This window comes from Paraburkholderia sp. RL17-347-BIC-D (genome assembly GCF_046027915.1).
Lineage (GTDB): Bacteria > Pseudomonadota > Gammaproteobacteria > Burkholderiales > Burkholderiaceae > Paraburkholderia.
In genome coordinates this window covers 144,057-165,887 of sequence record NZ_JARESS010000005.1, presented here as the reverse complement: position 1 = coordinate 165,887, position 21,831 = coordinate 144,057, and the positions used below count along the sequence as shown (strand labels likewise).

At 61.1% G+C, this 21,831-nt stretch carries 20 protein-coding genes and 1 tRNA gene; 15 read left to right on the top strand and 6 right to left on the bottom strand.

All coding sequences use genetic code 11. From position 1 onward, the window contains the following. Nucleotides 1–258 precede the first annotated feature (258 nt). From P0D96_RS09550 to P0D96_RS09500, 11 genes are all read left to right on the top strand, one after another. Nucleotides 259–345, top strand: a tRNA-Leu gene (locus tag P0D96_RS09550). 382 nt (nucleotides 346–727) lie between these two features. Then, complete coding sequence (locus P0D96_RS09545; RefSeq protein ID WP_408313159.1) at nucleotides 728–1,864, top strand: porin; 1,137 nt, start codon at nucleotides 728–730, stop codon at nucleotides 1,862–1,864. 156 nt (nucleotides 1,865–2,020) lie between these two features. Next, nucleotides 2,021–3,430, top strand: coding sequence for an MFS transporter (locus P0D96_RS09540; RefSeq protein WP_408175510.1), 1,410 nt, complete (start codon nucleotides 2,021–2,023; stop codon nucleotides 3,428–3,430). A 9-nt stretch (nucleotides 3,431–3,439) separates the two neighbouring features. Continuing rightward, complete coding sequence (locus P0D96_RS09535) at nucleotides 3,440–3,985, top strand: GAF domain-containing protein (protein WP_408175508.1); 546 nt, start codon at nucleotides 3,440–3,442, stop codon at nucleotides 3,983–3,985. 161 nt (nucleotides 3,986–4,146) lie between these two features. Continuing rightward, the gene (locus P0D96_RS09530; RefSeq protein ID WP_132374725.1) at nucleotides 4,147–5,295 is read left to right on the top strand and encodes a branched-chain amino acid ABC transporter substrate-binding protein; all 1,149 of its coding nucleotides are present in this window, start codon (nucleotides 4,147–4,149) and stop codon (nucleotides 5,293–5,295) included. Between the two features lie 60 nt (nucleotides 5,296–5,355). Further along, on the top strand, nucleotides 5,356–6,630 hold the full coding sequence (locus P0D96_RS09525; protein WP_408175507.1) for an NAD(P)/FAD-dependent oxidoreductase: 1,275 nt from the start codon (nucleotides 5,356–5,358) through the stop codon (nucleotides 6,628–6,630). A gap of 73 nt (nucleotides 6,631–6,703) precedes the next feature. Further along, nucleotides 6,704–7,606, top strand: coding sequence for a dihydrodipicolinate synthase family protein (locus P0D96_RS09520; RefSeq protein ID WP_132374723.1), 903 nt, complete (start codon nucleotides 6,704–6,706; stop codon nucleotides 7,604–7,606). Nucleotides 7,607–7,663: 57 nt separating this feature from the next. Beyond that, complete coding sequence (locus P0D96_RS09515) at nucleotides 7,664–8,662, top strand: 4-hydroxyproline epimerase (protein WP_132374722.1); 999 nt, start codon at nucleotides 7,664–7,666, stop codon at nucleotides 8,660–8,662. Nucleotides 8,663–8,708: 46 nt separating this feature from the next. Beyond that, nucleotides 8,709–9,944 (top strand): metal-dependent hydrolase family protein, encoded by a 1,236-nt coding sequence (locus P0D96_RS09510; protein WP_132374721.1) that lies wholly within the window; start codon nucleotides 8,709–8,711, stop codon nucleotides 9,942–9,944. Between the two features lie 133 nt (nucleotides 9,945–10,077). Continuing rightward, the gene (locus tag P0D96_RS09505) at nucleotides 10,078–10,755 is read left to right on the top strand and encodes a GntR family transcriptional regulator (RefSeq protein ID WP_243658260.1); all 678 of its coding nucleotides are present in this window, start codon (nucleotides 10,078–10,080) and stop codon (nucleotides 10,753–10,755) included. Nucleotides 10,756–11,126: 371 nt separating this feature from the next. Beyond that, a complete protein-coding gene (locus tag P0D96_RS09500; RefSeq protein WP_408313155.1) occupies nucleotides 11,127–12,743 on the top strand; it encodes an aldehyde dehydrogenase (NADP(+)) in 1,617 nt (538 codons plus the stop codon). Between the two features lie 75 nt (nucleotides 12,744–12,818). On the opposite strand, the gene P0D96_RS09495 is transcribed toward P0D96_RS09500, so the two are convergent. Then, nucleotides 12,819–13,979: a pyrroline-5-carboxylate reductase gene (locus tag P0D96_RS09495; RefSeq protein ID WP_408286705.1), complete on the bottom strand. Its 1,161-nt coding sequence runs from the start codon at nucleotides 13,977–13,979 to the stop codon at nucleotides 12,819–12,821. On the opposite strand from P0D96_RS09495, the gene P0D96_RS09490 reads away from it, so the two are divergent. Both P0D96_RS09490 and P0D96_RS09485 read left to right on the top strand, forming a co-directional pair. Beyond that, nucleotides 13,887–14,273 (top strand): cupin domain-containing protein, encoded by a 387-nt coding sequence (locus P0D96_RS09490; protein ID WP_408286704.1) that lies wholly within the window; start codon nucleotides 13,887–13,889, stop codon nucleotides 14,271–14,273. The two genes, P0D96_RS09495 and P0D96_RS09490, sit on opposite strands and share 93 nt — an antisense overlap. 48 nt (nucleotides 14,274–14,321) lie before the next feature. Continuing rightward, a complete protein-coding gene (locus tag P0D96_RS09485) occupies nucleotides 14,322–14,516 on the top strand; it encodes a hypothetical protein (protein ID WP_408286703.1) in 195 nt (64 codons plus the stop codon). A 16-nt stretch (nucleotides 14,517–14,532) separates the two neighbouring features. On the opposite strand, the gene P0D96_RS09480 is transcribed toward P0D96_RS09485, so the two are convergent. From P0D96_RS09480 to P0D96_RS09460, 5 genes are all read right to left on the bottom strand, one after another. Beyond that, on the bottom strand, nucleotides 14,533–15,003 hold the full coding sequence (locus P0D96_RS09480; protein WP_408286701.1) for an aconitase X swivel domain-containing protein: 471 nt from the start codon (nucleotides 15,001–15,003) through the stop codon (nucleotides 14,533–14,535). Between the two features lie 10 nt (nucleotides 15,004–15,013). Further along, nucleotides 15,014–16,270, bottom strand: a complete 1,257-nt coding sequence (locus P0D96_RS09475; protein ID WP_408286700.1) for an aconitase X — start codon at nucleotides 16,268–16,270, stop codon at nucleotides 15,014–15,016. Nucleotides 16,271–16,372: 102 nt separating this feature from the next. After that, nucleotides 16,373–17,911: a hopanoid C-3 methylase HpnR gene (gene hpnR / locus P0D96_RS09470; RefSeq protein ID WP_132374715.1), complete on the bottom strand. Its 1,539-nt coding sequence runs from the start codon at nucleotides 17,909–17,911 to the stop codon at nucleotides 16,373–16,375. 250 nt (nucleotides 17,912–18,161) lie between these two features. Next, on the bottom strand, nucleotides 18,162–18,827 hold the full coding sequence (locus tag P0D96_RS09465; RefSeq protein WP_408313151.1) for an ureidoglycolate lyase: 666 nt from the start codon (nucleotides 18,825–18,827) through the stop codon (nucleotides 18,162–18,164). Nucleotides 18,828–18,923: 96 nt separating this feature from the next. After that, entirely contained in the window at nucleotides 18,924–19,538 is a 615-nt protein-coding gene (locus P0D96_RS09460; RefSeq protein WP_408286694.1) for a TetR/AcrR family transcriptional regulator, read from the bottom strand. A gap of 85 nt (nucleotides 19,539–19,623) precedes the next feature. Between P0D96_RS09460 and P0D96_RS09455 the strand changes: the two genes are divergently transcribed. Then, nucleotides 19,624–20,754 (top strand): MBL fold metallo-hydrolase, encoded by a 1,131-nt coding sequence (locus tag P0D96_RS09455; RefSeq protein ID WP_408313149.1) that lies wholly within the window; start codon nucleotides 19,624–19,626, stop codon nucleotides 20,752–20,754. 534 nt (nucleotides 20,755–21,288) lie between these two features. Then, nucleotides 21,289–21,810 (top strand): SgcJ/EcaC family oxidoreductase, encoded by a 522-nt coding sequence (locus tag P0D96_RS09450; RefSeq protein ID WP_408313146.1) that lies wholly within the window; start codon nucleotides 21,289–21,291, stop codon nucleotides 21,808–21,810. The last annotated feature ends 21 nt before the right edge of the window (nucleotides 21,811–21,831 follow it).

The window sequence follows — 21,831 nt, the reverse complement described above, 5'->3', positions numbered from 1 at the left end:
GGCGCGTGTTTCTGACGCGGCTGACGGCATGCGGGACAACGGGCAGGCGCATCGTGCCGTGCCTGCCTGCGCGGGTAGCGAAATGGGTGGGCGGACCAGGTTCAGGTCCTGACGCTCCGCCAGGCGGCGGCAGGGCTGAAGTCGCGGGAACCCGCGTAGAATAAGGGCTGTTGCTGGTATCGCAGAAGTTCGATGTCTCGCCTAGGTTTGTGTCGCTCGCGATATCGTAGCGGTCCTGCCTGCCAGGTAAAAAAATTCGCGTGAGTGGCGAAATTGGTAGACGCACCAGGTTTAGGTCCTGACGGGAGCAATCTCGTGCCGGTTCGAGTCCGGCCTCACGCACCAAAGAAATAAGGCCACGTTCCCAAAAGGTACGTGGCCTTTTTTACGTCCGTCGCGCGCTCAAGCTGCCGATCCGCCATCAACGTCGGGCTTGTGATCGCATCCAGCATATTTGGGCAGTTCTCGCCATAGGCGCACGCCCGAGCCTCACAACATCCACTGAACGCTGCGGGAACCGCTTGACCGATTATATTGGATCCAGGATATTGTAGTTCGTTGTGAGGGTCTTTCTGTGTGGAGACCCGCAAGCGTCGTCCTGTGAAGATGACGGGGCAATCGGTTCCCGTCCGGCTGTCACCCAAGCCGCGCGGGCGGCACCATACACAGAGATCTGGCAGGACATTCCATTTGCTATCAGTAGTACCACTTATTAAAGAGGGGCGAGATGAAGAAGGCAGGTATGGCAGCTGCGATCATGTCCACCGCGGTCGTGTGTCACGCGCAGAGTTCCGTTACGTTGTACGGCACGCTGGACGATGGGATCACGTATACAAACAACCAGGGTGGCCACTACAACGTCCAGGCCTCCAACGGTGCATTAGGCAGCACAAAATGGGGGTTTCTGATCAACGAGGATCTCGGCGGCGGATACAGTACGGTGGCCCGTCTGGAAAGCGGCGTCGATATCAATACCGGAAAGCTGAATAACGGTGGGCGTCTGTTTGGCCGTCAGGCCTACGTCGGCCTCGGCTCGCCCTTCGGTACCGTGCTGATGGGGCGCCAGTACGATCTGGTGCTCGATTCGCTGATCGGTCTTTCAGCTTCTGGCCGGTTCAATGGAATTCTCGCTACGCACGCAGCAGACGTCGATAACGTCTGGGGCAACTACTCGCTGAGCAATTCGATCAAGTACATCTCGCCTACCTACGGCGGTTTCAAACTGTCGGGGCTTTTCAGCCTGGGCGGCGTGGCAGGAGACTTCTCCAACGGTAAAAAGGAGGCGATCAGCCTCAGCTACGCGAACAACGCGCTCAGCGCCAGCGCGGTATTCTCGCGAATCAATAACCCCGCGACGTCCATCTACGACGCGACGGCAAACCCCGTGGCCGGCGGCACGTTTGTGAACCCGATCACCAATCCGACTTACAGCGGGTACACGTCGGCCCAGACCCTGCAGGTTGCGGGCGCTGGCGTCAACTATCGCATCGGCGCGGCGCTGCTGGGGTTCACCTATACGAATACCCGCTTTGAAGACGTGGTGCGGACGTCGTCGACGCCGTTTTCGGGCACGGCGACCTTCAATAACTACGAGGCGCTGGCAACGTACAACGTCACGCCGGCACTTCTGCTGGGAGCCTCGTATGACTATACGAAGGCTGAATCGGCGAAATATTTGCAGCTCAACGTGGGCACTCAGTACAGCCTGTCGAGGCGGACGTTGCTCTATGCGACGACCTCCTGGGAGCGGGCGACCGGTATCGATTCGACCGGCAAGTCCGCCGTCGCGGCATTGTCCTTCCTGACGCCGTCGTCCACGAATAGCCAGGTCGCCGTCCGCGCGGGCATCCGCCATACTTTTTAAGGGCTCCAGGTCCCGATTCACAGTCGCGTCCCGGGCGACGGAAGCACACGCGGAGGTTTACCCGGCCTTGACTCTGGATTTTGGATACAGGATATTGTTATCGCACTTCGGTCCGGAACTCCGGGCTGGTCGATCCCTCATTGCGGGAGCAACTACATGTCACCGATTGCAGCCCGGCTCGAACGCCTTCCGTTCAGCCGTTTCCACTTCAAGCTGCTCATCATGGGCGGCTTGGGCTTCATGTTCGAAGCCGTTGACGCAGCCATCATCGCGTTTATCCTGCCCGTTGTTCGTACCAAATGGCATCTGACGAGTTTCGAAACCGGGCTTCTCGGTAGCAGCACTTATGTCGGCTTTCTCGTCGGCGCGCTATTCGCCGGCTTGCTGGGCGATCGTTTTGGCCGCCGTGTCGTCATGATGTGGGCGCTGACCTTCTTCTGCGTGCTGACGTTCGCCAACGCGTTTGTGAACGACTGGCACACGTTCGCCTTGCTGCGAGCCATAGCCGGCATTGGGATGGGCGCCGAGGGCGCGATCATTGCGCCGTTCCTGGTGGAGTTCGTCAGCAACCGCTATCGGGGCGCCTTCACCGGCGCGCTGGCCGGCTTCTTCTCGTTCGGTTTCGTGGCTGCGGCGCTGATCGGCTACTTCGTGATCCCGCTGAACCCGGAAGGCTGGCGTATCGCGCTGGTGATCGTTTCCGTGCCTGTCGTCGTGCTGCTGTGGTGGCGGCGTTCGCTACACGAGTCGCCGCGGTGGCTGGAGATTCGCGGCCGTCATGCCGAGGCCGAAGCCGTCGTGTCCGATATCGAACGGCAGATCGAACGCACGGGTGTGACGCTGCCTCCCGTCGTGCCTGTGGCAGGTGCTGCCGCCAGCTATGAGCACTCGGGTTCCTTCTTCGGAAACCTGAAGCTGCTGTGGAAGCCGCCGCTCGCCAAAACGACGTTGATGAGCTGGTGTCTATGGCTGTCGGTGACGTTCTGCTCTTACGCCTTCTTCGTCTGGATCCCCGGCTTGCTCGTTCAGCACGGCATGACCATTACGAAGAGCTTCTCCGTCTCGATCCTGATCTACCTCGCGCAGATTCCGGGCTACTACTCGTCGGCATATTTTTGCGAAAAGCTGGGGCGCAAGGCCACGATCGTCACGTACATGGGACTGGCTTGCGTCGCAGGTATCTGGTTGGCCAATGCGGGCAGCGACACATCGATCGTGCTTGCTTCGATCTTCATGTCCTTCGCGATGAACGGCGTCAACGCGGGCGAATATGCCTATACCCCTGAGGTGTTCCCGACGCATCTGCGTGCGACGGGGATGGGTACGGCTTCGGCGTTCGGCCGTATCGGCGCGATCTGCTCACCCATGCTGGTGGGCTACATCTACCCGTTGTGGGGTTTTGCCGGCGTGTTCGGCATGACCACCGTCATCCTGCTGATCGGCGCGCTCGCTGTGATTTTCCTGGGCGTCTCGACAACCGGGAAGACGCTCGAACAGATTTCCGACGAGGAGTACGGCTCACTGCGTCCCGACGCGCAAAGCGCCGCGCTTCGTACCGCGAAATAAGGAGTTTTCGTGACGAACACAAACCACGCACACAATTTTCAGGCGATCGAGCGTCTGGCCGCGATTCAACAGAAAGGCGGCGACGCCGACAGCATATGGTCCGAGTTCGAGCGCTCCCTCACGGAGGTATTCGGACAGCGACTCTTCACGGTGCTGGCGTATGACGAGGCGTCGAGCCGGCTGGGACGTCTGCATAGCAATCGCCTGGATATCAATCCGGTAGGTGGGCTCAAGCGAGTGACGCAAAGCCGCTGGTCCGACCAGGTGCTTCGCCGCGGTGAGATCTTTGTCGGTTCATCGCGCGAGGATATCAAGGCGGTGTTTTCAGAGTACGAGGTGTTGTGGTCGATCGGGTGTGAGAGCGTGCTGAACATCCCCGTGCGCAAGAACGGCGTCACGCTGGGCACAATGAATCTGCTTGGCGAAGCTGGGCTGTATGACCATGCTGATATGGGACTGGCGCTGGTGTTCGCACAACTGGCGGTTTCGCCGCTCGAAGATCAGGTTCACAGGCTGCGCGGGCTCGAGGATCCTGACTTCATGGAACAGGTGTAGGACCTGGGGCGGGGCGGCCGTCATCGCGCTCCGCCAATTTTCGGACGCATTTGACAGACCCGCTGAAGGGGCGCATCATACGCAGAATATTTGTATATTGGATCCAATATAATGTGCTGCGGCGAACCCAACGCGGCTTTACGGGTAGTAAGGAGACTGGTATGAAAGTTCGCACGATCGCTTTTGCAGCCGCTGCTTCGGGATTCCTCGTCCTGTCCCTCGGAGCCGCCCAGGCCGCCGAAACACAAACGGTCAAGCTGGGTCTGGCCGCTCCGATGACTGGCGCGCAGGCGCAGTACGGCAAGGATTTTGAATCGGGTGTGCAGCTCGCCATTGACGACTTCAATGCCACGAAGCCCAAGGTCGACGGCAAGGAAACGAAGTTCGTGCTGGAGGCGCTCGACGACCAGGCGGACCCGAAGACGGGCACGGTCGTCGCCCAGAAGCTGGTCGATGACGGCATCAAGGGCATGCTCGGTCACTTCAACTCCGGCGTGACGATTCCCGCTTCGGCGATCTATTCACGCGCAGGCATTCCGCAGATTTCGACGGCAACCGCGCCCGCCTATACGCGCCAGGGCTTCAAGACTACGTTCCGGATGATGACGTCGGATACGCAGCAGGGCAGTGTGATGGGCAAGTACGTCGTCGAGACACTCCATGCGAAGCGTATTGCGATCATTGATGACCGCACGGCATACGGCCAGGGTCTTGCGGAGCAGTTCGAGACGGCAGTGAAGGCGGCTGGCGGCAACATCATCGATCATCAGTTCACGTCCGACAAGGCCGTCGACTTCAAGGCCATTCTCACCGGCATCAAGTCGAAGAATCCTGATTTCATCTACTACGCAGGGGCCGATGCGCAGTCCGCGCCGCTGGTCAAGCAGGCGCGCTCGCTGGCAATGAAGGCAACGTTTGCCTCGGGTGAAATGTCGAAGACGGAAGATTTCATCAAGATCGCCGGGACGGCTGCGGACGGTGCGATTGTCTCGCTCGCGGGGCTGCCGCTGGAGAAGATGCCGGGTGGCGCGGGCTTCACGCAACGCTACAAGAGCAAGTTCGGCACTGAACCGACAACCTATGCGCCGTACACGTACGACGGCGCGATGGCCATGATGCAGGCGATGCAGAAGGCCAATTCGTCGGACCCGGCCGTCTACCTGCCGGTGCTCGCGAAGACTGACATGAAGGGTGTCACGAGTGAGCACTTCGCCTACGACAAGTTCGGTGATCTGCGCGACGCAATCATCACCGTCTACAAGTGTGAAAACGGACAGTGGAAGCCGATCACGGTACTCGGATCCAAGTAACTGAAGCAACGGCGGACGGCGAGTCTGCCGTCCACTCATGCAATACCTCGACTCACGGAAATGACTCAGCAAGCTCAACACTCCCGGACGACTCCCGACGTCGTGGTTATCGGTAGCGGAATCGTCGGTCTCGCCTGTGCGTGGTCCGCACTGCGCGACGGCGCGAGCGTCACCGTCATCGACCGCGACTTCGAAGGCGACCGTACGTCGCACGGAAACGCGGGCGGTATAGCCGTGACGGAGAGCACGCCCATTTCAGTGAACGGGTTGTACATGAAGGCGCTGAAGTGGCTATTCGATCCGCTGGGGCCGCTGGCGCTCGACTGGAAACATGTGCCGAGCGCGTTGCCCTGGTTCATGGAGTTTCAGCGCTCGGGCAACAAGGACCGTTTCCGCGAAATCTCGCTGGCTCTCGCCAAACTGAACAATCGTGTCTATGACGACATCGTCCCGATGTTCGAGGACATCGGCGCGATGGACAGTTTCTATCGCCGCGGCGCCTTGACGGTCTACGAAAGCGACGAAGCCTTCGCCGCGGATCAGCATGAATGGGAATTCAAGCGGGATCTGGGCGTGCGCTGGCATGCCATGTCGGCCGACGAGGTTCGCGATTGCGAGCCGTCGCTCGCGCCGGTTTTCCGCCACGGCGTATTTCTCGACGACTGGTCGCACATCGGTGACCCGAAGCGTCTCGTGACCCAACTGCGTGAGCGCGTGAAGCAACTCGGCGCCACGTTTGTCGTCGGCACCGTCAAGGCGCTCGATCTCGCTGACGAGCTTGCGCCGGCAGCGGTCACCGAGACCGGTGAACGGGTGAAGGGACGCCGCCTCGTCGTGGCGACGGGTGCATGGTCCGCCGCGCTGGCCGGATCGATCGGCGACCGCGTCCTGCTGGACAGCGAACGCGGTTACAACACGACGCTTCCCGCGCATGGCATCAGCCTGTCACGCGAAGTGATTTTCGCCGAACGCAAGTTTGTCGCCACCCCGCTGGATATCGGTGTGCGCATTGGCGGCGCGGCGGAGTTCGCCGGCCTCAACGCGCCACCCAACTACAAGCGCAGTGACGCGCTGCTCGCGCTCGGCAAGCGCTTCCTGCCCGGCATCAACGACCAGGGCGCCGTGAAATGGATGGGGCACCGGCCAGCCACGCCCGACTCGTTGCCCGTCATTGGCCGGTCGCCACGCTCGCCGTCCGTCATCTATGCGTTCGGCCACGGTCATCTCGGGCTGACACAATCGGCAACGACAGGTGCGCTGGTTGCCGACCTGCTTGCCAATCGAACACCTGGAATCGGCCTCGATCCGTACTCGATCAGCCGCTTCCGGAATTAACGGGGCCCCCGCGACCTCGATCGACCCGCGGGACATCCCGCCTCTGATTATCATTTTTTGAAAAGGTGTAGCCATGCAAGTCAACTGGAAAGGTGTATTCCCCGCTGTCACGACGAAGCTGAAGGACGACGGTTCCCTCGATCACGAAGCCATCAAGGCGGGTCTGAATCGCCTCATCGAGAACGGCGTCGGTGGCGTCGTCATGATGGGTATGGTCGGTGAGAACGCCCAACTCACGCCGGAAGAGAAGCGCACGGTGATCAAGCTTGCGGTTGAGGTCGTGAACGGCCGCGTGCCGGTGATCGCCGGTCTCGCCGAAACCAATACGGCAAACGCGGTCCAATACGCGAAAGAAGCGCAAGCGCTGGGCGTTCAAGGCCTGATGGTCTTCCCGGGACTGACGTACAAGTCCGACCCGCGTGAAACCGTCGCCTTCTATAAGACGATCGCGCAAGCGTCGACGCTGTCCATCCTGCTCTATAACAACCCGCGTGGCTACGGCGTGGACCTCACGCCGGACCTGGTGGCACAGTTGCTCGAAGAGCCGACGATCGAAGCCATCAAGGAAGAATCGTATGACACGACGCGCGTCACCGATCTGATCGGCCGCTTCGGCGATCGGCTTGCAGTCGTGTGCGGTGTCGACGATCTGGTGCTCGAGTCGGCTGCCCTGGGCGCGAAGTGCTGGGTCTCGGGCATGGCTAACGCGGTTCCGAAGGAATCGGTCGAGCTACTGAATCTGGCGATTGCCGGCGACTATGAATCGGCCCGCAAGCTGTACCGTGTACTGATCGACCTGTTCCACCTGGATACGCATGTGAAACTCGTTCAGTACATCAAGCTGGCGGAGAACATCACGGCGGGTTACTCGGAAGCCGTCAAGGCTCCGCGACTGAAGCTCGAAGGCGAAGAACGCCGGAGGGTCGTTGCAATCGTGGAGAAGACGCTCGCCGACGTGCGCGCCCTGTCGAAGTAATGCGCACGGGCCTGGACCGGGCCACTTTTTGCAGGTCATTCTGGATGGAGCAGGGCTATGAAATCGACATTCTTTTGCATCGACGGACATACGTGCGGCAATCCGGTCCGCGTCGTCGCAGGAGGTGCACCGCGGCTGGAAGGCGCGAACATGATCGAGCGACGCGCGCATTTTGAGCGCGAGTTCGACTGGATCCGGACATCGCTCATGTTCGAACCTCGGGGCCATGAAGTGATGTCGGGCAGTATCCTCTATCCGCCGACCCGTTCCGATTGTGACGTCGCCATCCTGTTTATCGAGGTCAGCGGCTGTCTGCCCATGTGTGGCCACGGCACCATTGGGACGGTGACAACGGCCATCGAGCACGGTCTGGTGCGTCCGCGTGAACCGGGTGTGCTGCGTCTGGACACGCCGGCCGGTCTCGTGGTTGCGCGCTACAAGATGGACGGAGACAACGTCGACTCGGTGCAACTCATCAATGTTCCGTCATTCCTTCACTCGACGGACCTGACAGTTGAAGTCGAGGGGCTCGGCGAAATCCGCTTCGATGTCGCCTACGGCGGAAATTTCTACGCGATCGTCGAACCGCAGCAAAACTTTGGTGGCCTCCATACACTCAAGCCTTCGGATATCCAGCGTCTGAGTCCGATCCTGCGCCAGGCAGCGAACGAGAAGTACCTGTTCGTTCACCCAGACAAGGCGGAAATCCGTGGTCTAAGCCACGTGATGTGGACAGGCGAACCCACGGTCGAAGGGGCAAGCGCACGCAATGCGGTGTTCTACGGTGACAAGGCGATCGACCGGTCACCCTGCGGCACCGGGACTTCCGCCCGTATGGCACAACTGGTCGGCAAGGGCAAACTCAAGATCGGCGAGCGTTTTGTTCACGAAAGCATTATCGGCACGCTCTTCACTGGTGTGCCGGAAGAAGCGACCAGGGTCGGTGAACTCGACGCGATTATTCCGAGCATCGAAGGGTGGGCGCGGGTGACGGGACACAACACGATCTTTGTCGATGACCGTGATCCGCTCGCCAAAGGCTTTCTGCTGAAATGATCTACCGCGGCCCGTGGGCCGCTCAACTATCAGTTGAGGAATCGAAATGTTGATCCTGAAGAACGCACGTGTCCTGGACGTGAATCACGAAAACGACACGGCCCGTTATTCGATTGTCGTGGACGGGGATGTCATCAAGGAAGTGACCCGCGAGCCGGTGTCGATAAATGGCGCGCAGGTCATTGACGTCGGTGGCAAGACAGTCATGCCTGGCATGATCGATTGCCACGCGCACGTCATTGCCTCGGTGGCGCACCTTGGTAACAACGGGCGTTTGCCGAATACCTTCGCCGTCTTGCGGGCGGTACCTATCCTGAGCGGTATGCTCAACCGGGGATTCACCACGGTGCGGGATGCGGGCGGCGCCGACTACGCGCTCTCGCGTGCCATCGAGGAAGGCGTGATCGCCGGGCCGCGGCTGTTCGTGGCCGGCAAGGCGCTCTCGCAGACGGGCGGTCACGGCGACTTTCGCGAGCGCTTCGACAACTCCGATCCTGATCCTTGCGGCTGCCATCGCAATCTCGGGGCAATCGGACGCATCGTCGATGGCGTGGACGACGTTCGCAAGGCCGTGCGGGAAGAGATGCGCGCCGGCGCGCATCACATCAAGATCATGGCGTCGGGTGGCGTTGCGTCGCCGACGGATCCGATCGGCAACCTGCAATTTTCCGTCGACGAGGTCAAGGCCATCGTCGAGGAAGCCGCGTCGCACCAGACCTATGTCATGGCACATGCCTACACAGGGAAGGCGATTGCTCGCGTCGTGAAACTCGGTGTGCGCACGATCGAGCACGGCAACCTGATCGACGACGAGGCGGCGGCCGTGATGGCGGAGTTTGGAGCGTTTGCGGTGCCCACGCTCGTGACCTATGACGCAATGAACAAGGTCGGTGCAAAAGCGGGTGTGGCGGAAAGCGCGCTCGCGAAAAACGAGAATGTTCGTATCCAGGGCCTGAAGGCGCTTGAACTGCTCAAACGCAACGGCGTGAAAATGGGTCTTGGCACCGACCTGCTGGGCGACATGCACGAGTATCAAAGCGATGAACTGACGATCCGTTCAGCCATTCTCGGTGCTTTCGAGACGATCTGCCAGGCCACCGCCGTAGGTGCCGAGATCGTCGGACAGCAGGGACGTCTGGGCGTCGTGTCCGCGGGAGCCTTCGCTGATCTGCTGGTCGTCGATGGTGATCCGCTAGCGGATATCAGCGTGCTTGCCGGGCAGGGTGAGCGCATCGCCGGCGTGATGAAGAACGGCGCGTGGGTCCGGCAAACGTTGCAGTGACGCGGCGTCGGTCATTGGATTTTGTATCCGAAAGCCGGGAGCATGGTAGCATGTCCACTGTATCCTGAATCCCCACGTGAACCTGACCATGCCCCCGGTAGCCGCCAAACGTCGTACCAAAGAGGCGTCCGCGATGAGCGAAGTTATCGCGGACGAAAGCACGCGAAAAATCGTCCGGCCAACTACGGTCGAACTCGTCACCACGGCGGTTCGACAGCGAATCCTGAGCGGCGACCTGGCGCCGGGTGAGGTATTGCGGCAGGAGGCGCTCGCCGAAGAGCTCGGCGTCAGCCGTGTTCCTATCCGCGAGGCTATCACCCGTCTGACGGCAGAGGGACTGCTGATCAATGTGCCGCACAAGGGCGCCTATGTCGCTGAGCTGTCGATAGGCGAGGTGAAGGAGACGTTCGACATCCGGCTACGTCTTGAACCGTGGATATTTTCGGAAGCAATCCCGCGCATCACTGAAGCCGAGATGGGCAAGGCGGAGCGGCTTATCAAGGAAATGGACAAGGCGGACTCGGGCGTGTGGGGGCAACTGAACTGGCGTTTGCACGAAACGCTCTATCTGCCTGCGCAGCGGGATATTACGCTTCAGTTGTTGCGGGTACTGCATGACCGCTGCGATCGGTATTTCCGCTTTCAGGCCGTGCAGGTGCCGATCCGCGAACAGTCGCATGACGAGCACATGGCGTTGGTCGAGGCGTGCAGGAAGCGCGACGCGAAGCTTGGAGCCAAACTCCTGGAGCAGCACGTCAAGACGGCCGCGCAGCAGATCATGTCGGTTGTCGAGGCGGTGGTGACGCGTTGATTCCGCTGGTCCAGCGCGTGCAATGCTTCGTGCTGTCTACCCTTGGCACGCTGAGAGCGCAGATCAAGTCCGCAACGCGTTTCGGTAAGCTCGCCGCGCATCCGTAGTGCTGATAGTGCGCGTCCGCGCGCTGCTACTTTTCCACGCGCTGCTTTCTCAACGCTGATTGCGTTCCACTACATCGCAGAAACGAACCTGTCCTATCTGCCCGGCGGACCCAAGACCTCGGCGGTGTTTGCACTGCGTGCGGTGACTTGCATAACGCGGTCGAGTCTAGTCAACGGCATTCACGGCGTGGCCTTCGGTCCCTGTACGAACCACGACTCCGCCGTAGTCCACGCCATCCCATTGAACCTTTTGAGGATATCGACATGACTCTTACTGGCGAAATGCTTATCGGCTTTTCCGCGGTGCGTGGCACCGAAGGCAGCCAGCGCGCGTTCAATCCTGCCACCGACGCCGAGATCCCGGAGCCATCCTTTGGTATGGGCGGCGCGCCGGAAGTCGAGCGCGCGGCCTCTCTGGCCGCGCAAGCCTTCGACGTGTTCCGGAACGTCCCCCTTGCGAAACGCGCCGCTTTTCTCGATACAATCGCCGACAACCTCCTCGGTATCGGAGATGAACTGATCGAGCGGGCCCATGCCGAGACGGGCCTTCCCGTTCCGCGTCTGCAGGGCGAGCGTGGCCGCACCGTCGGTCAGTTGCGTCTTTTTGCGAAGGTCGTGCGGGACGGGCACTTCCTCGGTGCCACGATCGATCATGCCCAGCCGGAACGGCAGCCGCTGCCGCGTGCGGATCTGCGCCTCGCGAAAGTGCCGGTTGGTCCCGTCGCTGTGTTCGGCGCGAGTAACTTTCCGCTAGCCTTCTCGGTTGCGGGAGGCGACACCGCTTCGGCACTCGCAGCGGGCGCACCGGTTATCGTGAAGGCACACGGCGCGCATCTTGGAACCTCAGAGCTGGTAGGTCGCGCTATCCAGAAAGCAGTCAAGGAGCAGGGCTTGCCGGAGGGCGTGTTTTCGCTGCTTTTCGGCGCTGGCCGCAAGCTCGGCGAAGCGTTAGTCGCGCATCCTGCCATCAAGGCGGTTGGCTTCACGGGTTCCCGTCAAGGCGGTCTCGCGCTGGTGCGGATCGCGAACGCTCGACCCGAGCCGATTCCCGTCTATGCCGAAATGAGCAGTATCAACCCGGTGTTTCTGTTCCCGGGCGCGCTCGCGAGCCGCGCTGAAGCGATCGGCAAGGCTTTCGCGGATTCGCTGACGTTAGGTGCAGGACAGTTCTGCACGAACCCGGGGTTGGTGCTTGCGATCGACAGTCCGGACCTCGAGCGTTTCGTCAAGGCGGCGGGCGAAGCGCTGGCAAGCAAGCCGGCCCAGACGATGTTGACCCCCGGAATCTTCGATGCCTTCCGCGACGGAGCGCAAAAAGTCGACGCGGTTCAGGGCGTGACAAAGGTGGCAGAGGGCAGGTCGGCGGGCGAACTTCCGAATGCCGCGCAGGCTGCCCTGTATGTGACCGATGCACGTCGCCTGCTGGCTACGCCCGAGCTTGAGGCAGAGATGTTTGGCCCGGCTTCTGTGGTGATTCGTGCCCGCGACTTTGAGGAATTGCTATCGGTTGCAGAACATGTGGAAGGGCAGCTTACCGTCACTCTGCAGATCGACGCTGTCGATTATGCAGACGCCCAGCGCCTGCTGCCGGTGCTCGAGCGCAAGGCCGGACGTATCCTCGCCAATGGTTTCCCGACGGGTGTGGAAGTCTGCCACGCGATGGTTCACGGCGGTCCCTTCCCGTCCACGTCGAATTCGATGTTCACCTCGGTGGGCGCGACAGCGATCGACCGATTCCTGCGGCCTGTGTGCTATCAGGATTTGCCCGATGCATTGCTGCCGGCAGCGGTAAAGGAAGCCAATCCACTGGCCGTTTGGCGTCTGGTTGACGGCGAGCTGAGTGCGCCGGAGCAAGCCGCGAGTTCAGCGGCCAAAAGCTGACGTCCCGGAAAGTGCGGGTCGCCAATGCACGCCGGCGACCTGCAAAGGCGGCGGACTTTTCCCTCGAGCAGGTGTTCAGCGATTCTTGATGCGTTCGAAAACGCGATCGAGGGCGAGGTGCTGAGCGTCCAGTGCTCCCGCGCGTTCAAGATCGGCTGTCATCTGCTCATTCAAACCGCCCGGCGTTGAAAATTCCTTCGACAGATCGGCAAAGGTTTCAAGCCGCGTTTGGGCGGTGCGCGCCAGTCCGCTGAATAGCGACGCGAGGTAAGTCCGCGCGTCGGCGTAGGCAATGCCTTTGTCTTGCAGCCAGATTGCGTGTCTTTCGAGCATGGCGAAAAAACTGCCCATCAAGGCGGTCGACGCGAAAAGGCTGTCGAACGCATCTTCGTCGTCGACGGCTATTGCTGTGCCGAGCGGTGCGAAAAGCTCGATCGCGACAGGATCGGCCGGAAACACGATGGTCGGGCCCATTGCCTGGGCGACCATCGGCAAGGGGGCCAGACGCACTATATGTGCGACATCAGGCATCAAAGCTGCCAGCCGCTCGCGATTCCACGTAGCAACGAAGCTGAGAACGCGGTGTGTTGGCCCAAGCCGAAGCTCCGACAGTACCTGTCGTGCAATTTGAGGTCGAATTGCCAGACACAGCACGGTGCACCGATCCGCGACGTCCTGGTTGTCGCGTCCGACGTGCACTAGCGGGTGTTCGTGTGAAAGCCCTGCAGCGGTTTCGTGATTACGAGGTGAGACCCATATCTCGCGCAGACCGCGCGGCTGTGCCGCCAAGCCGGTGACGATCGCCTGCGTAATGGTGCCTGTCCCGATGAAACCTATTCGCTCAATCATTTCCAGACCTCCTGCCTGAATGCCCGTATTCGCGGTGTAGGGAAAATATGCGTTGAACCATCTTTGGATACAGGATATTGTTTCACAATAGTAGGCTTGCTGTGCATCCCGCTTACAAGTGAGGCGCAAATGACGGATGACGCACCCGATAGCCCGGCCTCGGGCGTCAATCTTGACGACCGCGACGGCAAATCCCAGTTCCTGATCGTGTATCCGGGCGAGGAAGAGAGCTACTGGCAGCCCGTGCCCGCCAATGGCTATGCCGCGGTCCACGTCGCGCCCCACCTCGTGTCGATGCAGCGGCCCTTTTCGGCAGGCACGCAGACAGTTCCACGCGGAGGCTTCGTTCGCCTGCACGCGCATGCAGAGTCTGAAGAGGTACTTCACTTCATTCGGGGAAAGGGAACGGCAATAGTGGAGGGGCGCGAGTATCGAATCGAGCCTGGCGTGACGGTCTTTCTCGGACCACGACAGTCGCATACATTGATCAACGACGGGACCGAAGACCTGCACTGGGTGTGGTTCTTTCTACCGTCCGGCCTCGAGACATTTTTCAAGGCTATCGGACGTCGGCGCAATCCAGACGAAGAGGCTCCAGGCCCGTTTAAGAGACCCGAGAACGTCAGCGAAATCGAAGCGAGCACAGGGTTCGCGCCGTTGGAAGCGAAGCGCGCAGAATAGGGCGCTTGCGTCGGCCGTTTCTTTTACTGTTTTAGGACAGAGTTTGTCATGGTACACATCGCATCACCGCGTTCATTCCATCACCAGATCAGGAACATTGGCCATCGCAACGGCCAACGCTCGAACGCTGCCGCGCTGGTTTCTTCCTATGCGGCACTTTTGACGCCGCCGCTTTCGGGGCTAGCAGGCAATACGCTCGAGCGGGCTGATGTCGCTTCAGTCGCTATCCTGGGCTACAACTAGGGCTTGTGCGAAACCGCTACGCGTCGCGGCGTCCTTCGCCTTCACTGTCCTTGACGTAGATGCTCGCGGGCCGCGCGGCATCGCACGCGTCAATCTCCAGTGTTGCGGTGAAAGACGCAATCTGCGCGAACACGTTCTCGCCGACGCTCACCACTGGCACGTCGAGGGCGTAGAGCTCATTGGCGGCAATCACACCGATGGCGAGAATCAGGTCGCGTTCCGCCAGTATGATGCCGCTCGGGCCAGTCCCGTTGCGCAACGCTTCAGCCAGTACGCTGCTGCTGGAACTCGATCCGCGCGCTCGCGCCATCACGAGTATCCGGCCTTTCAGGCTTTGACCGTAGCCGGAATGGGTCTTGTCGATGATCATCCCGCTTTCGGCATCGTAGCCGCCCCAGAAGCTCAGGGGAGGCAGCGCGATTGCAAGGCCGCTTGCGCGGCCCGGAACGAGTACTTGCCCGGCAAGCACGGTAGTGGGTGAAATCATGGTCGTCGCTTTAGCCGGCCAGTTCATCGATGCAAACTCTCCCTTCGAAGGCTGAGCGAACACACTCGGCCATGCTTCCAAACGCAACGGTGACACCGATGTTCGCAGGTGCGTAGTGGGCCCACTTCCCTGAGTTAGTCATCACGAGTCCACTGATCTGTTTCATCACGGGAGTGATGTAGGTGCAGGTGTCCACCACAATCTGGACGCCGCGGGAGGCGAGTTGCTGGGCGACCCCTTCAGCTTCGATCTGCCACAGCACGAAACGGCTCGTATTCACATAGAAGTCGCATCGTGGCGAGCCATCGTGTTCTTCGAACAGCTTGCCAAGCGTGTGGAACTCATCGACCGAAAAATGCGGGGTTCCCAGACTGATCGCGGCGAGTGGCTCGCTAGAACGAGCACCGTTCCACTTTCTATGGATGCCGACGAGATCCGCCTCGGTGACAACAATGGTCCGTTCCGGTTCGCCGCCTTGCAGCGCGGCGTCGAGTGTCGGCGCTTCCGGCGTGATGCCTACCGCGTGAAAGAGCGCCACAGAGCCACTGGAAGCGGCTGCCGCGCCCAGAGCCTTAAGCTCGTCCTCCGTTGTGTCGACAGGCAGTCCCGTGATTGCCGCCACCGTTGCGCCGGCATTGAGGCCAAGCAGAAAACCGAGTGCCGCGAAATACGCATCGCGTCGCGGGGAATCACCGAAGCTGGGCGCTTCGAGCACGATGCGGGCGGCCCTGTTTTCGGTGACGTGCAGTCCGGCGTTTGGCACGCGGCCGGTAATGGCCGCCGCAAGATCAAGAAAATCTCCGTAGCGACTTGTACGGGCGCCCAACACGGAGTTGGCGAAAACGATCGCGTTCGATTCAGCCCATGCGATCTGATCGCCCAGACGCGGGCGGTGCTTGAGTTGATACGGCGCGCATGTGAAGGTCGCTTCGCAGCCGAGTTCCAGATGCGCTTCCATCAGGCGTTTGGCAGCATTCGCAATTTCCGCTTTGCCGCGATACAGCTCTGGATGAATGAGATCGAGCGATCCGACATTGAGCGTGGTCGGCACGGCGACCCGCGTTCCGGATGCGACAAACCGTTCGACGAAATCGAGACTGACGGATCCGTGATACAGACACCCGTCGATGTGGGCGGAGGAAACGTCGACGAGTTCCTGGGCGTTCATCACATGCGCCGTGGCGGCAACTATTCGCATCGCGAGCGCTGCACCTTCACCCAATTCACCACTCAGCATTGCTTTGTCACGAACCGATAGTTCAAGCACTGTCGCCTCTTCGTTGTGGTCATTCTCAAATCAGGAATGAGGATACCCGAAGTCCGCATCGGCGACTGTATGACCGCTGTAAAGAACGGCTAGATCAAAACATCAGCCCGCACCCGTGCGGGTTTCGTCGACGAAGCTTTCCGTTGCATCGTCGAGCTTGCGGCCCTTGCGTCCCGCCGGCCCGTGCACATACAGCACCTTGACATTGGCGTGCTCGGTCGAGGCGGCGGGCGGCGTCATCGAATACCGGACTTCGCGCGCGTGGTCGTTCAATTGCAGGTTCGGATTGAACACCGAGTTGAAGCGCCACAGCATCCGCACAAAGTTCGTTTGCCCGTGCATCAGCAAATGTGCCGCTTCGCTCGCCGCGCCGCGCAGTGCGCTCCAGCCAAGGTGCTTGCGGTTGAGTACCTGCTGCGTGCGCACCAGTTCGCGGTAGAACTCGGGCAAGGGCAGCTTCGTCGGCAGGACGGCGTGCTGGATGTCATAGAGCCGGTAGTCGAGGCTCGTCAACTGACGATGCTCGCGCAGCCAGATTTCCGTACCCGGATAAGGCGTGTTCACGCTGATGTTGACGATCTCGGGAATCTCCAGACACCATTGCCTGATCGCTTCGAAGCGGTCATGGTCCCAGTCGGGATCGGCGATCAGATTGATCGCGACCGTGATGCCGAGCGAGCGCGCGAAGGCGAGCGCCTCGAAGTTCTTGTCGAGATTGACGCGCTTGCGAAACGCCTTGAGGCCTTCTGCATCGATCGCCTCCATGCCGATAAACATGTATTGCAGGCCCAACTCGCGCCAGTATTCGAAAACCTCCTTGTTGCGCAACAGCACATCGCCGCGTGTCTCGAGGTAGTACTTTTTACGTATGCCGCGGCGCTCGATTTCGCGGCCGATCGCCATGCCGTGATCCGCATGCACGAAGGCGACGTCGTCGACAATGAAGATGCCTGGCTCGCGAATCGACGCCAGTTCGTCGGCGATCACTTCGGGGCTGCGCGAGCGATAGCTGCGTCCGTAGAATGTCCACGCACTGCAGAACGTGCAATCCCACGGGCAGCCGCGCGCGAATTCGATCGATGCACACGGATCCAGCACGCCGATGAAGTATTTGCGCCGATGTCGCAGCAGATCGCGCGCGGGGCGGACCTGATCGAGGCTTTCGGCGAAGCCTGGCAGCGGTCCTTCGCCGCGGCAGGTCACGACGCCAGGTATCGACAGTAGATCGGCGTGGCGCGCGACGGCGTCGAGAAGTTCGGCGACCTTCGCTTCGCCTTCGCCTCTTAACACGCAGTCGATTGCGCCGTCGGCGTGCTTGAGCATATCAGCTGCGGTGAACGACGCGCTGTGTCCGCCCACGAACACGAAGCAGTCCGGCCACTGCGCCTTGATCGCTTTCGACAGATCGATGATTTCGGGAATATTGGCGAGGTAGTTGCCGGAGAAACACACGGCATCAGGGCGCCATTTGCGGATCAACCGCTCCAGATCGCGATGCGATTCGACTTGCAGGTCGAGCAACCGGACCTCGTGCGCAGCCGCGCGGAGTACGGCCGCGACCGTCTCCAGGCCGAGCGGTTCGAGTCGCAGGAACACGCGGGTGTACATCAAGCCACTGGGATGTACGGCGAGCACCTTCATGAGATCTCCTTGGCAGAAAGGGCGCGTCCGAGACCTGTCGGTGCGAGCCGGACCTTCCTGCAGAAATCCTTGGTACGGTTGACTGCCGCGCCTTGCGTCCTGGCGATGTCAACGCGCGCGGCTTCTTGCGATTCTACTGCCCGTCGTCGCGGCTTGCTCGTATGAGGGCAGAGGCGCAGTGACTGCGTCGCATTGATTTGGCACGGGCGACGACAAAACAATCCGCGCTCTACCGCTGCAAGTTGCCGCCTCAACCTGACCGTTGCGCCTCACGGGCGATCGACGCCTCGAGAAGACAACCGAACTCGCGGGCAAAGTCGACAGAGACCCGTGCATGGACGGCGCCCTGCTTGTCAAAGAACCGCTGGGCCCCGCCAAGAGCGAACACCCCTTCATGCCAGATGTTCGGATGGATGTAGAGACCCTGCTGTCCATCGAAGCGAAAGCACACGAACTTCTCCGGCGCAATGTCGTCGCCGGGCAATGCCAAGGGAACGTAGAACGGGCGATGGTCGAGAGGAAAGAACAGTTGCCCACCATCCGGGTGGTAGTTCGCGTGCCAAAGCAACATCCGTTCCGGTGCATGGGCGTTGTCGTCACGGGCAGCTTCAGGCTCTGTCGCGTACGCAAGAATGTAGTCGCCGCCCACGGCCTCGTTTGAACCGTACAGAATGTCCCCGCGCCATTCGCTCACAAACGTGCCTTCGGTAGTGCCGGCCTCGTCACCGGTTCCGGCGTCTATGGGCCGTGTCCCCATTGCAGGCCACTGCACGATCTCGATCGGGCACTCGCTCGGATCCGCCACGAGCCTGCCAAATCCGTCAAGCGTTGTCGGGGTCGCGTCGACCACGGGCATCGACACGCGCCGGAGGCCAGGAGGAAGAGCGGGGTTGAGGTAGTCGATCTTTTGGGACATCGGCACAGTTTGAACGAGTCGAAAATACAGATTGTAGACGCTCGAACAAGACGTTTGGCCGACCCTTATGCACATGAAAACGGTCCGGCGGTCCGCTCATGCGTAGCGCGCGAGGAACATGTCGGCGGCCGATTCCGCGACCTGCTTTTGCTCCTGTTCGCCGAGCGGCGCCTGGCCCATCGTCACCTGCGGCCAGAAGGCGAAGGCTTTCACCAGCGCCTGCAGTTGCAGCGCCGCGAAGAGCGGATTGTCGGTCTTGAGACGGCCGTCGGCGACGGCCGCCCGGATCCACACGGTCAGGTCTTCCTCGCGTTCGCCGAGGCGCGCGACCATGTCCCGCGCCCGCTCCGGCGAATGGATGCCGGCCGCGATCGCCACACGTGCCAGCGACAGAAAGGACTCGTCGTTCAAGAGCCGCAGCTTGCGGCCCAAAAGGTCGAGCAACTGCGCGCGCAACGGTTCGTCGGCGCGGTAGGCGGGCGCGTCGCCGCTCTGGCTCGCGTCCCACAACTGATGGAGAATCGCGGCGAAAAGGGCTTCCTTGCTTGGGAAATGGTTATAGACCGTACGTTTGGAGACGTTCGCGCGGGCGGCGATGCGGTCCATGCTGGTCGCGTCGTAGCCGGCCGCGAGGAATTCCTCGATCGCGGCGCCGACGATGGCGACCCGCTTGCGGTCAGTCAGGCGTTGATGGGTGGCACTGGGATCCATAAAAGGATTTTACACCGGGCAGTTTACTTTTCTCGAAAATAAACTACACTGGCTAGTGTACATTTATCTACGGATGGCCTGACTTATGACGTCGCTTCCCGCTGTTGTCAGCCGCATGCTTGGCTTTACCGCCGCGCGACGCGGTCGCACGTTGTCCAGCACCTCGCCGCAGCACGACGGCGAACGCTTTCGCAACGTCAAGCCGCGTCCCGTCGAGGGCCTGCGCAAGACGCTCGGCATTGTGTGGAACGTGTTGCTCAACAAGCCGAACGGCACTGTGCCGACAGACGCGTTGCCCGTCGATGCGCTGACGCGTGCGCAACTCGATGCGGCGCCCGACCGCAGCCTCTATCGGCTCGGCCATTCGACGATGCTGCTGAAGCTGCGCGGCCAGTTCTGGCTGACCGATCCTGTGTTCGCCGAACGTGCCTCGCCGTTCCGGCATCTCGGCCCGAAGCGCTTCCATGCGCCGCCGATCGCGCTCGCCGATTTACCGCCGTTGCGCGGCGTGATCCTGTCGCACGACCACTACGACCACCTGGACCGCGAAACCGTGCTCGCGCTCGCGCAGACCACCGGCGTGTTTCTGACGCCGCTCGGCGTCGGCGACCGGTTGATCGAATGGGGCATCGACGCATCGAAGGTGCGGCAGTTCGACTGGTGGCAGGGCGCCGAGGTCGACGGTGTGCAGTTCACCGCTACGCCCGCGCAGCATTTTTCCGGCCGCAGCCTGTTCGACGGCAACAGCACGTTATGGGCATCGTGGGTGATCGTCGACGATGATCTGCGTGTGTTCTTCAGCGGCGACACCGGCTACTTCCAAGGCTTCAGGACGATCGGCGAGCGCCTTGGGCCATTCGACGTCACGCTGGTCGAGACGGGCGCCTACGACGCGCAGTGGCCGTACGTTCACATGCAGCCCGAAGAAACCGTGCAGGCGCACATCGATCTGCGCGGCCGTTGGCTCGTGCCGATTCACAACGGCACGTTCGACCTCGCGATGCATCGCTGGCAGGAGCCGTTCGAAAGGGTGACGGGCCTGGCCCTCGCTCGCGGCGTCGTATTGTCGACGCCCCGCATGGGCGAGCGGCTGGATCTGAGCGCGCCGCATCGCGGCGAGCGCTGGTGGCGCCACGTTGCAGAGACCGTCGCTGTACCGAAGGCCGCATGGCGTCTGTGTGCCGCGCGCAATGCCGGAGATGCGGAGTCTTCGTGATCTTTTGTGAGCGTCGCCTGTCTGAAAGCACGCTCACCTGGGGCCACACGGAGTGCATTGCGGGTATGACCATCGGCGCGCCGTCGACCGCCGGGTGATCTTCGGGCGGCTGCGTCGAACAGCAACCAGATCAACCCGCCCGGGGTTCGTCGTCCCCGGTACTTAGCGTCGCGATGCGCACACGGTGCGGCCTTCCCGCTTCGAACGGTAGAGCGCCTCGTCGGCGCGTTGCAGGATGCCTGGCTACCCCATGCAACGGAAATGCGCCAGTCACGCCGGCAACCGCGGCGTTGCGCCCAGCGATGCTAGCAGCAAACCTCGATGCGGATTCGAGCGCTTTGACGAGCGGCACGGCTACCCGACTAGGCGTATCAGGCTGAATCCCCTAGCCCCCGCGCGAAGCTCACCGTTGCACGAATAGCGGGCGCACAATCGCAATCAGTCTCGCGGTCGTCAATAGCGCCTTTCGACCGCTGACTGGCGCCTCGGTGATGCGTCGAGATTCGACCAGGGGGAAATGTGCGACACGTACAGATGTGGACGACATCCTTTATTGCCGTTGCGGCGATCGGATTCAGTATCGGTTGCGCGCAAAATGCGAGCATGCACAGCACGAGCAGCCTTCAGGACGAATCCGCGATCAAAGAAGTGATCTCCGAGATGACAGCGGGCTTTAACAGCCATGATGCGGAGGCGGCCACCCGGATGTACACGGAGGATGCCGACTTCGTCAGTGTCCGCGGCGAGGTGGCAAAGGGAAGGGGCGAAATTAGAAAGGGGCTGGCTGCCATTCTGAGCACAAGGGCAAGGAACGCAGCGCTCGAAACTCGGAGCGTGGCAATCCGATTTATTCGGCCTGACGTTGCTCTTGTGCACGTCACCAATGAGCTGAGCGGGCTCATGAATTCTGATGGGCAGACACTGCCCGCGCATCGGGAGCTAAGCCTCAGAGTCTTTGTGAAGGAGTCCGGGGTCTGGCGGGTCGCCGCCTTTCAAAACACCCTAGCGAAACCGTTTGAGGCTAGCTCGACGGGGCAAGGCGCTGCCGCGCCGTGACACGCTAGCTCGACTTGCGTT

Excerpts from the sequence above, each read along its gene's own strand:
- P0D96_RS09545 (WP_408313159.1), top strand. The coding sequence starts at position 728 with ATGAAGAAGGCAGGTATGGCAGCTGCGATCATGTCCACCGCGGTCGTG.
- P0D96_RS09540 (WP_408175510.1), top strand. The coding sequence starts at position 2,021 with ATGTCACCGATTGCAGCCCGGCTCGAACGCCTTCCGTTCAGCCGTTTC.
- P0D96_RS09530 (WP_132374725.1), top strand. The coding sequence starts at position 4,147 with ATGAAAGTTCGCACGATCGCTTTTGCAGCCGCTGCTTCGGGATTCCTC.
- P0D96_RS09525 (WP_408175507.1), top strand. The coding sequence starts at position 5,356 with ATGACTCAGCAAGCTCAACACTCCCGGACGACTCCCGACGTCGTGGTT.
- P0D96_RS09520 (WP_132374723.1), top strand. The coding sequence starts at position 6,704 with ATGCAAGTCAACTGGAAAGGTGTATTCCCCGCTGTCACGACGAAGCTG.
- P0D96_RS09515 (WP_132374722.1), top strand. The coding sequence starts at position 7,664 with ATGAAATCGACATTCTTTTGCATCGACGGACATACGTGCGGCAATCCG.
- P0D96_RS09510 (WP_132374721.1), top strand. The coding sequence starts at position 8,709 with ATGTTGATCCTGAAGAACGCACGTGTCCTGGACGTGAATCACGAAAAC.
- P0D96_RS09505 (WP_243658260.1), top strand. The coding sequence starts at position 10,078 with ATGAGCGAAGTTATCGCGGACGAAAGCACGCGAAAAATCGTCCGGCCA.
- P0D96_RS09500 (WP_408313155.1), top strand. The coding sequence starts at position 11,127 with ATGACTCTTACTGGCGAAATGCTTATCGGCTTTTCCGCGGTGCGTGGC.
- P0D96_RS09490 (WP_408286704.1), top strand. The coding sequence starts at position 13,887 with ATGCAGCGGCCCTTTTCGGCAGGCACGCAGACAGTTCCACGCGGAGGC.
- P0D96_RS09485 (WP_408286703.1), top strand. The coding sequence starts at position 14,322 with ATGGTACACATCGCATCACCGCGTTCATTCCATCACCAGATCAGGAAC.
- P0D96_RS09480 (WP_408286701.1), bottom strand. The coding sequence starts at position 15,003 with ATGATTTCACCCACTACCGTGCTTGCCGGGCAAGTACTCGTTCCGGGC.
- hpnR (WP_132374715.1), bottom strand. The coding sequence starts at position 17,911 with ATGAAGGTGCTCGCCGTACATCCCAGTGGCTTGATGTACACCCGCGTG.
- P0D96_RS09465 (WP_408313151.1), bottom strand. The coding sequence starts at position 18,827 with ATGTCCCAAAAGATCGACTACCTCAACCCCGCTCTTCCTCCTGGCCTC.
- P0D96_RS09460 (WP_408286694.1), bottom strand. The coding sequence starts at position 19,538 with ATGGATCCCAGTGCCACCCATCAACGCCTGACTGACCGCAAGCGGGTC.
- P0D96_RS09455 (WP_408313149.1), top strand. The coding sequence starts at position 19,624 with ATGACGTCGCTTCCCGCTGTTGTCAGCCGCATGCTTGGCTTTACCGCC.
- P0D96_RS09450 (WP_408313146.1), top strand. The coding sequence starts at position 21,289 with ATGTGGACGACATCCTTTATTGCCGTTGCGGCGATCGGATTCAGTATC.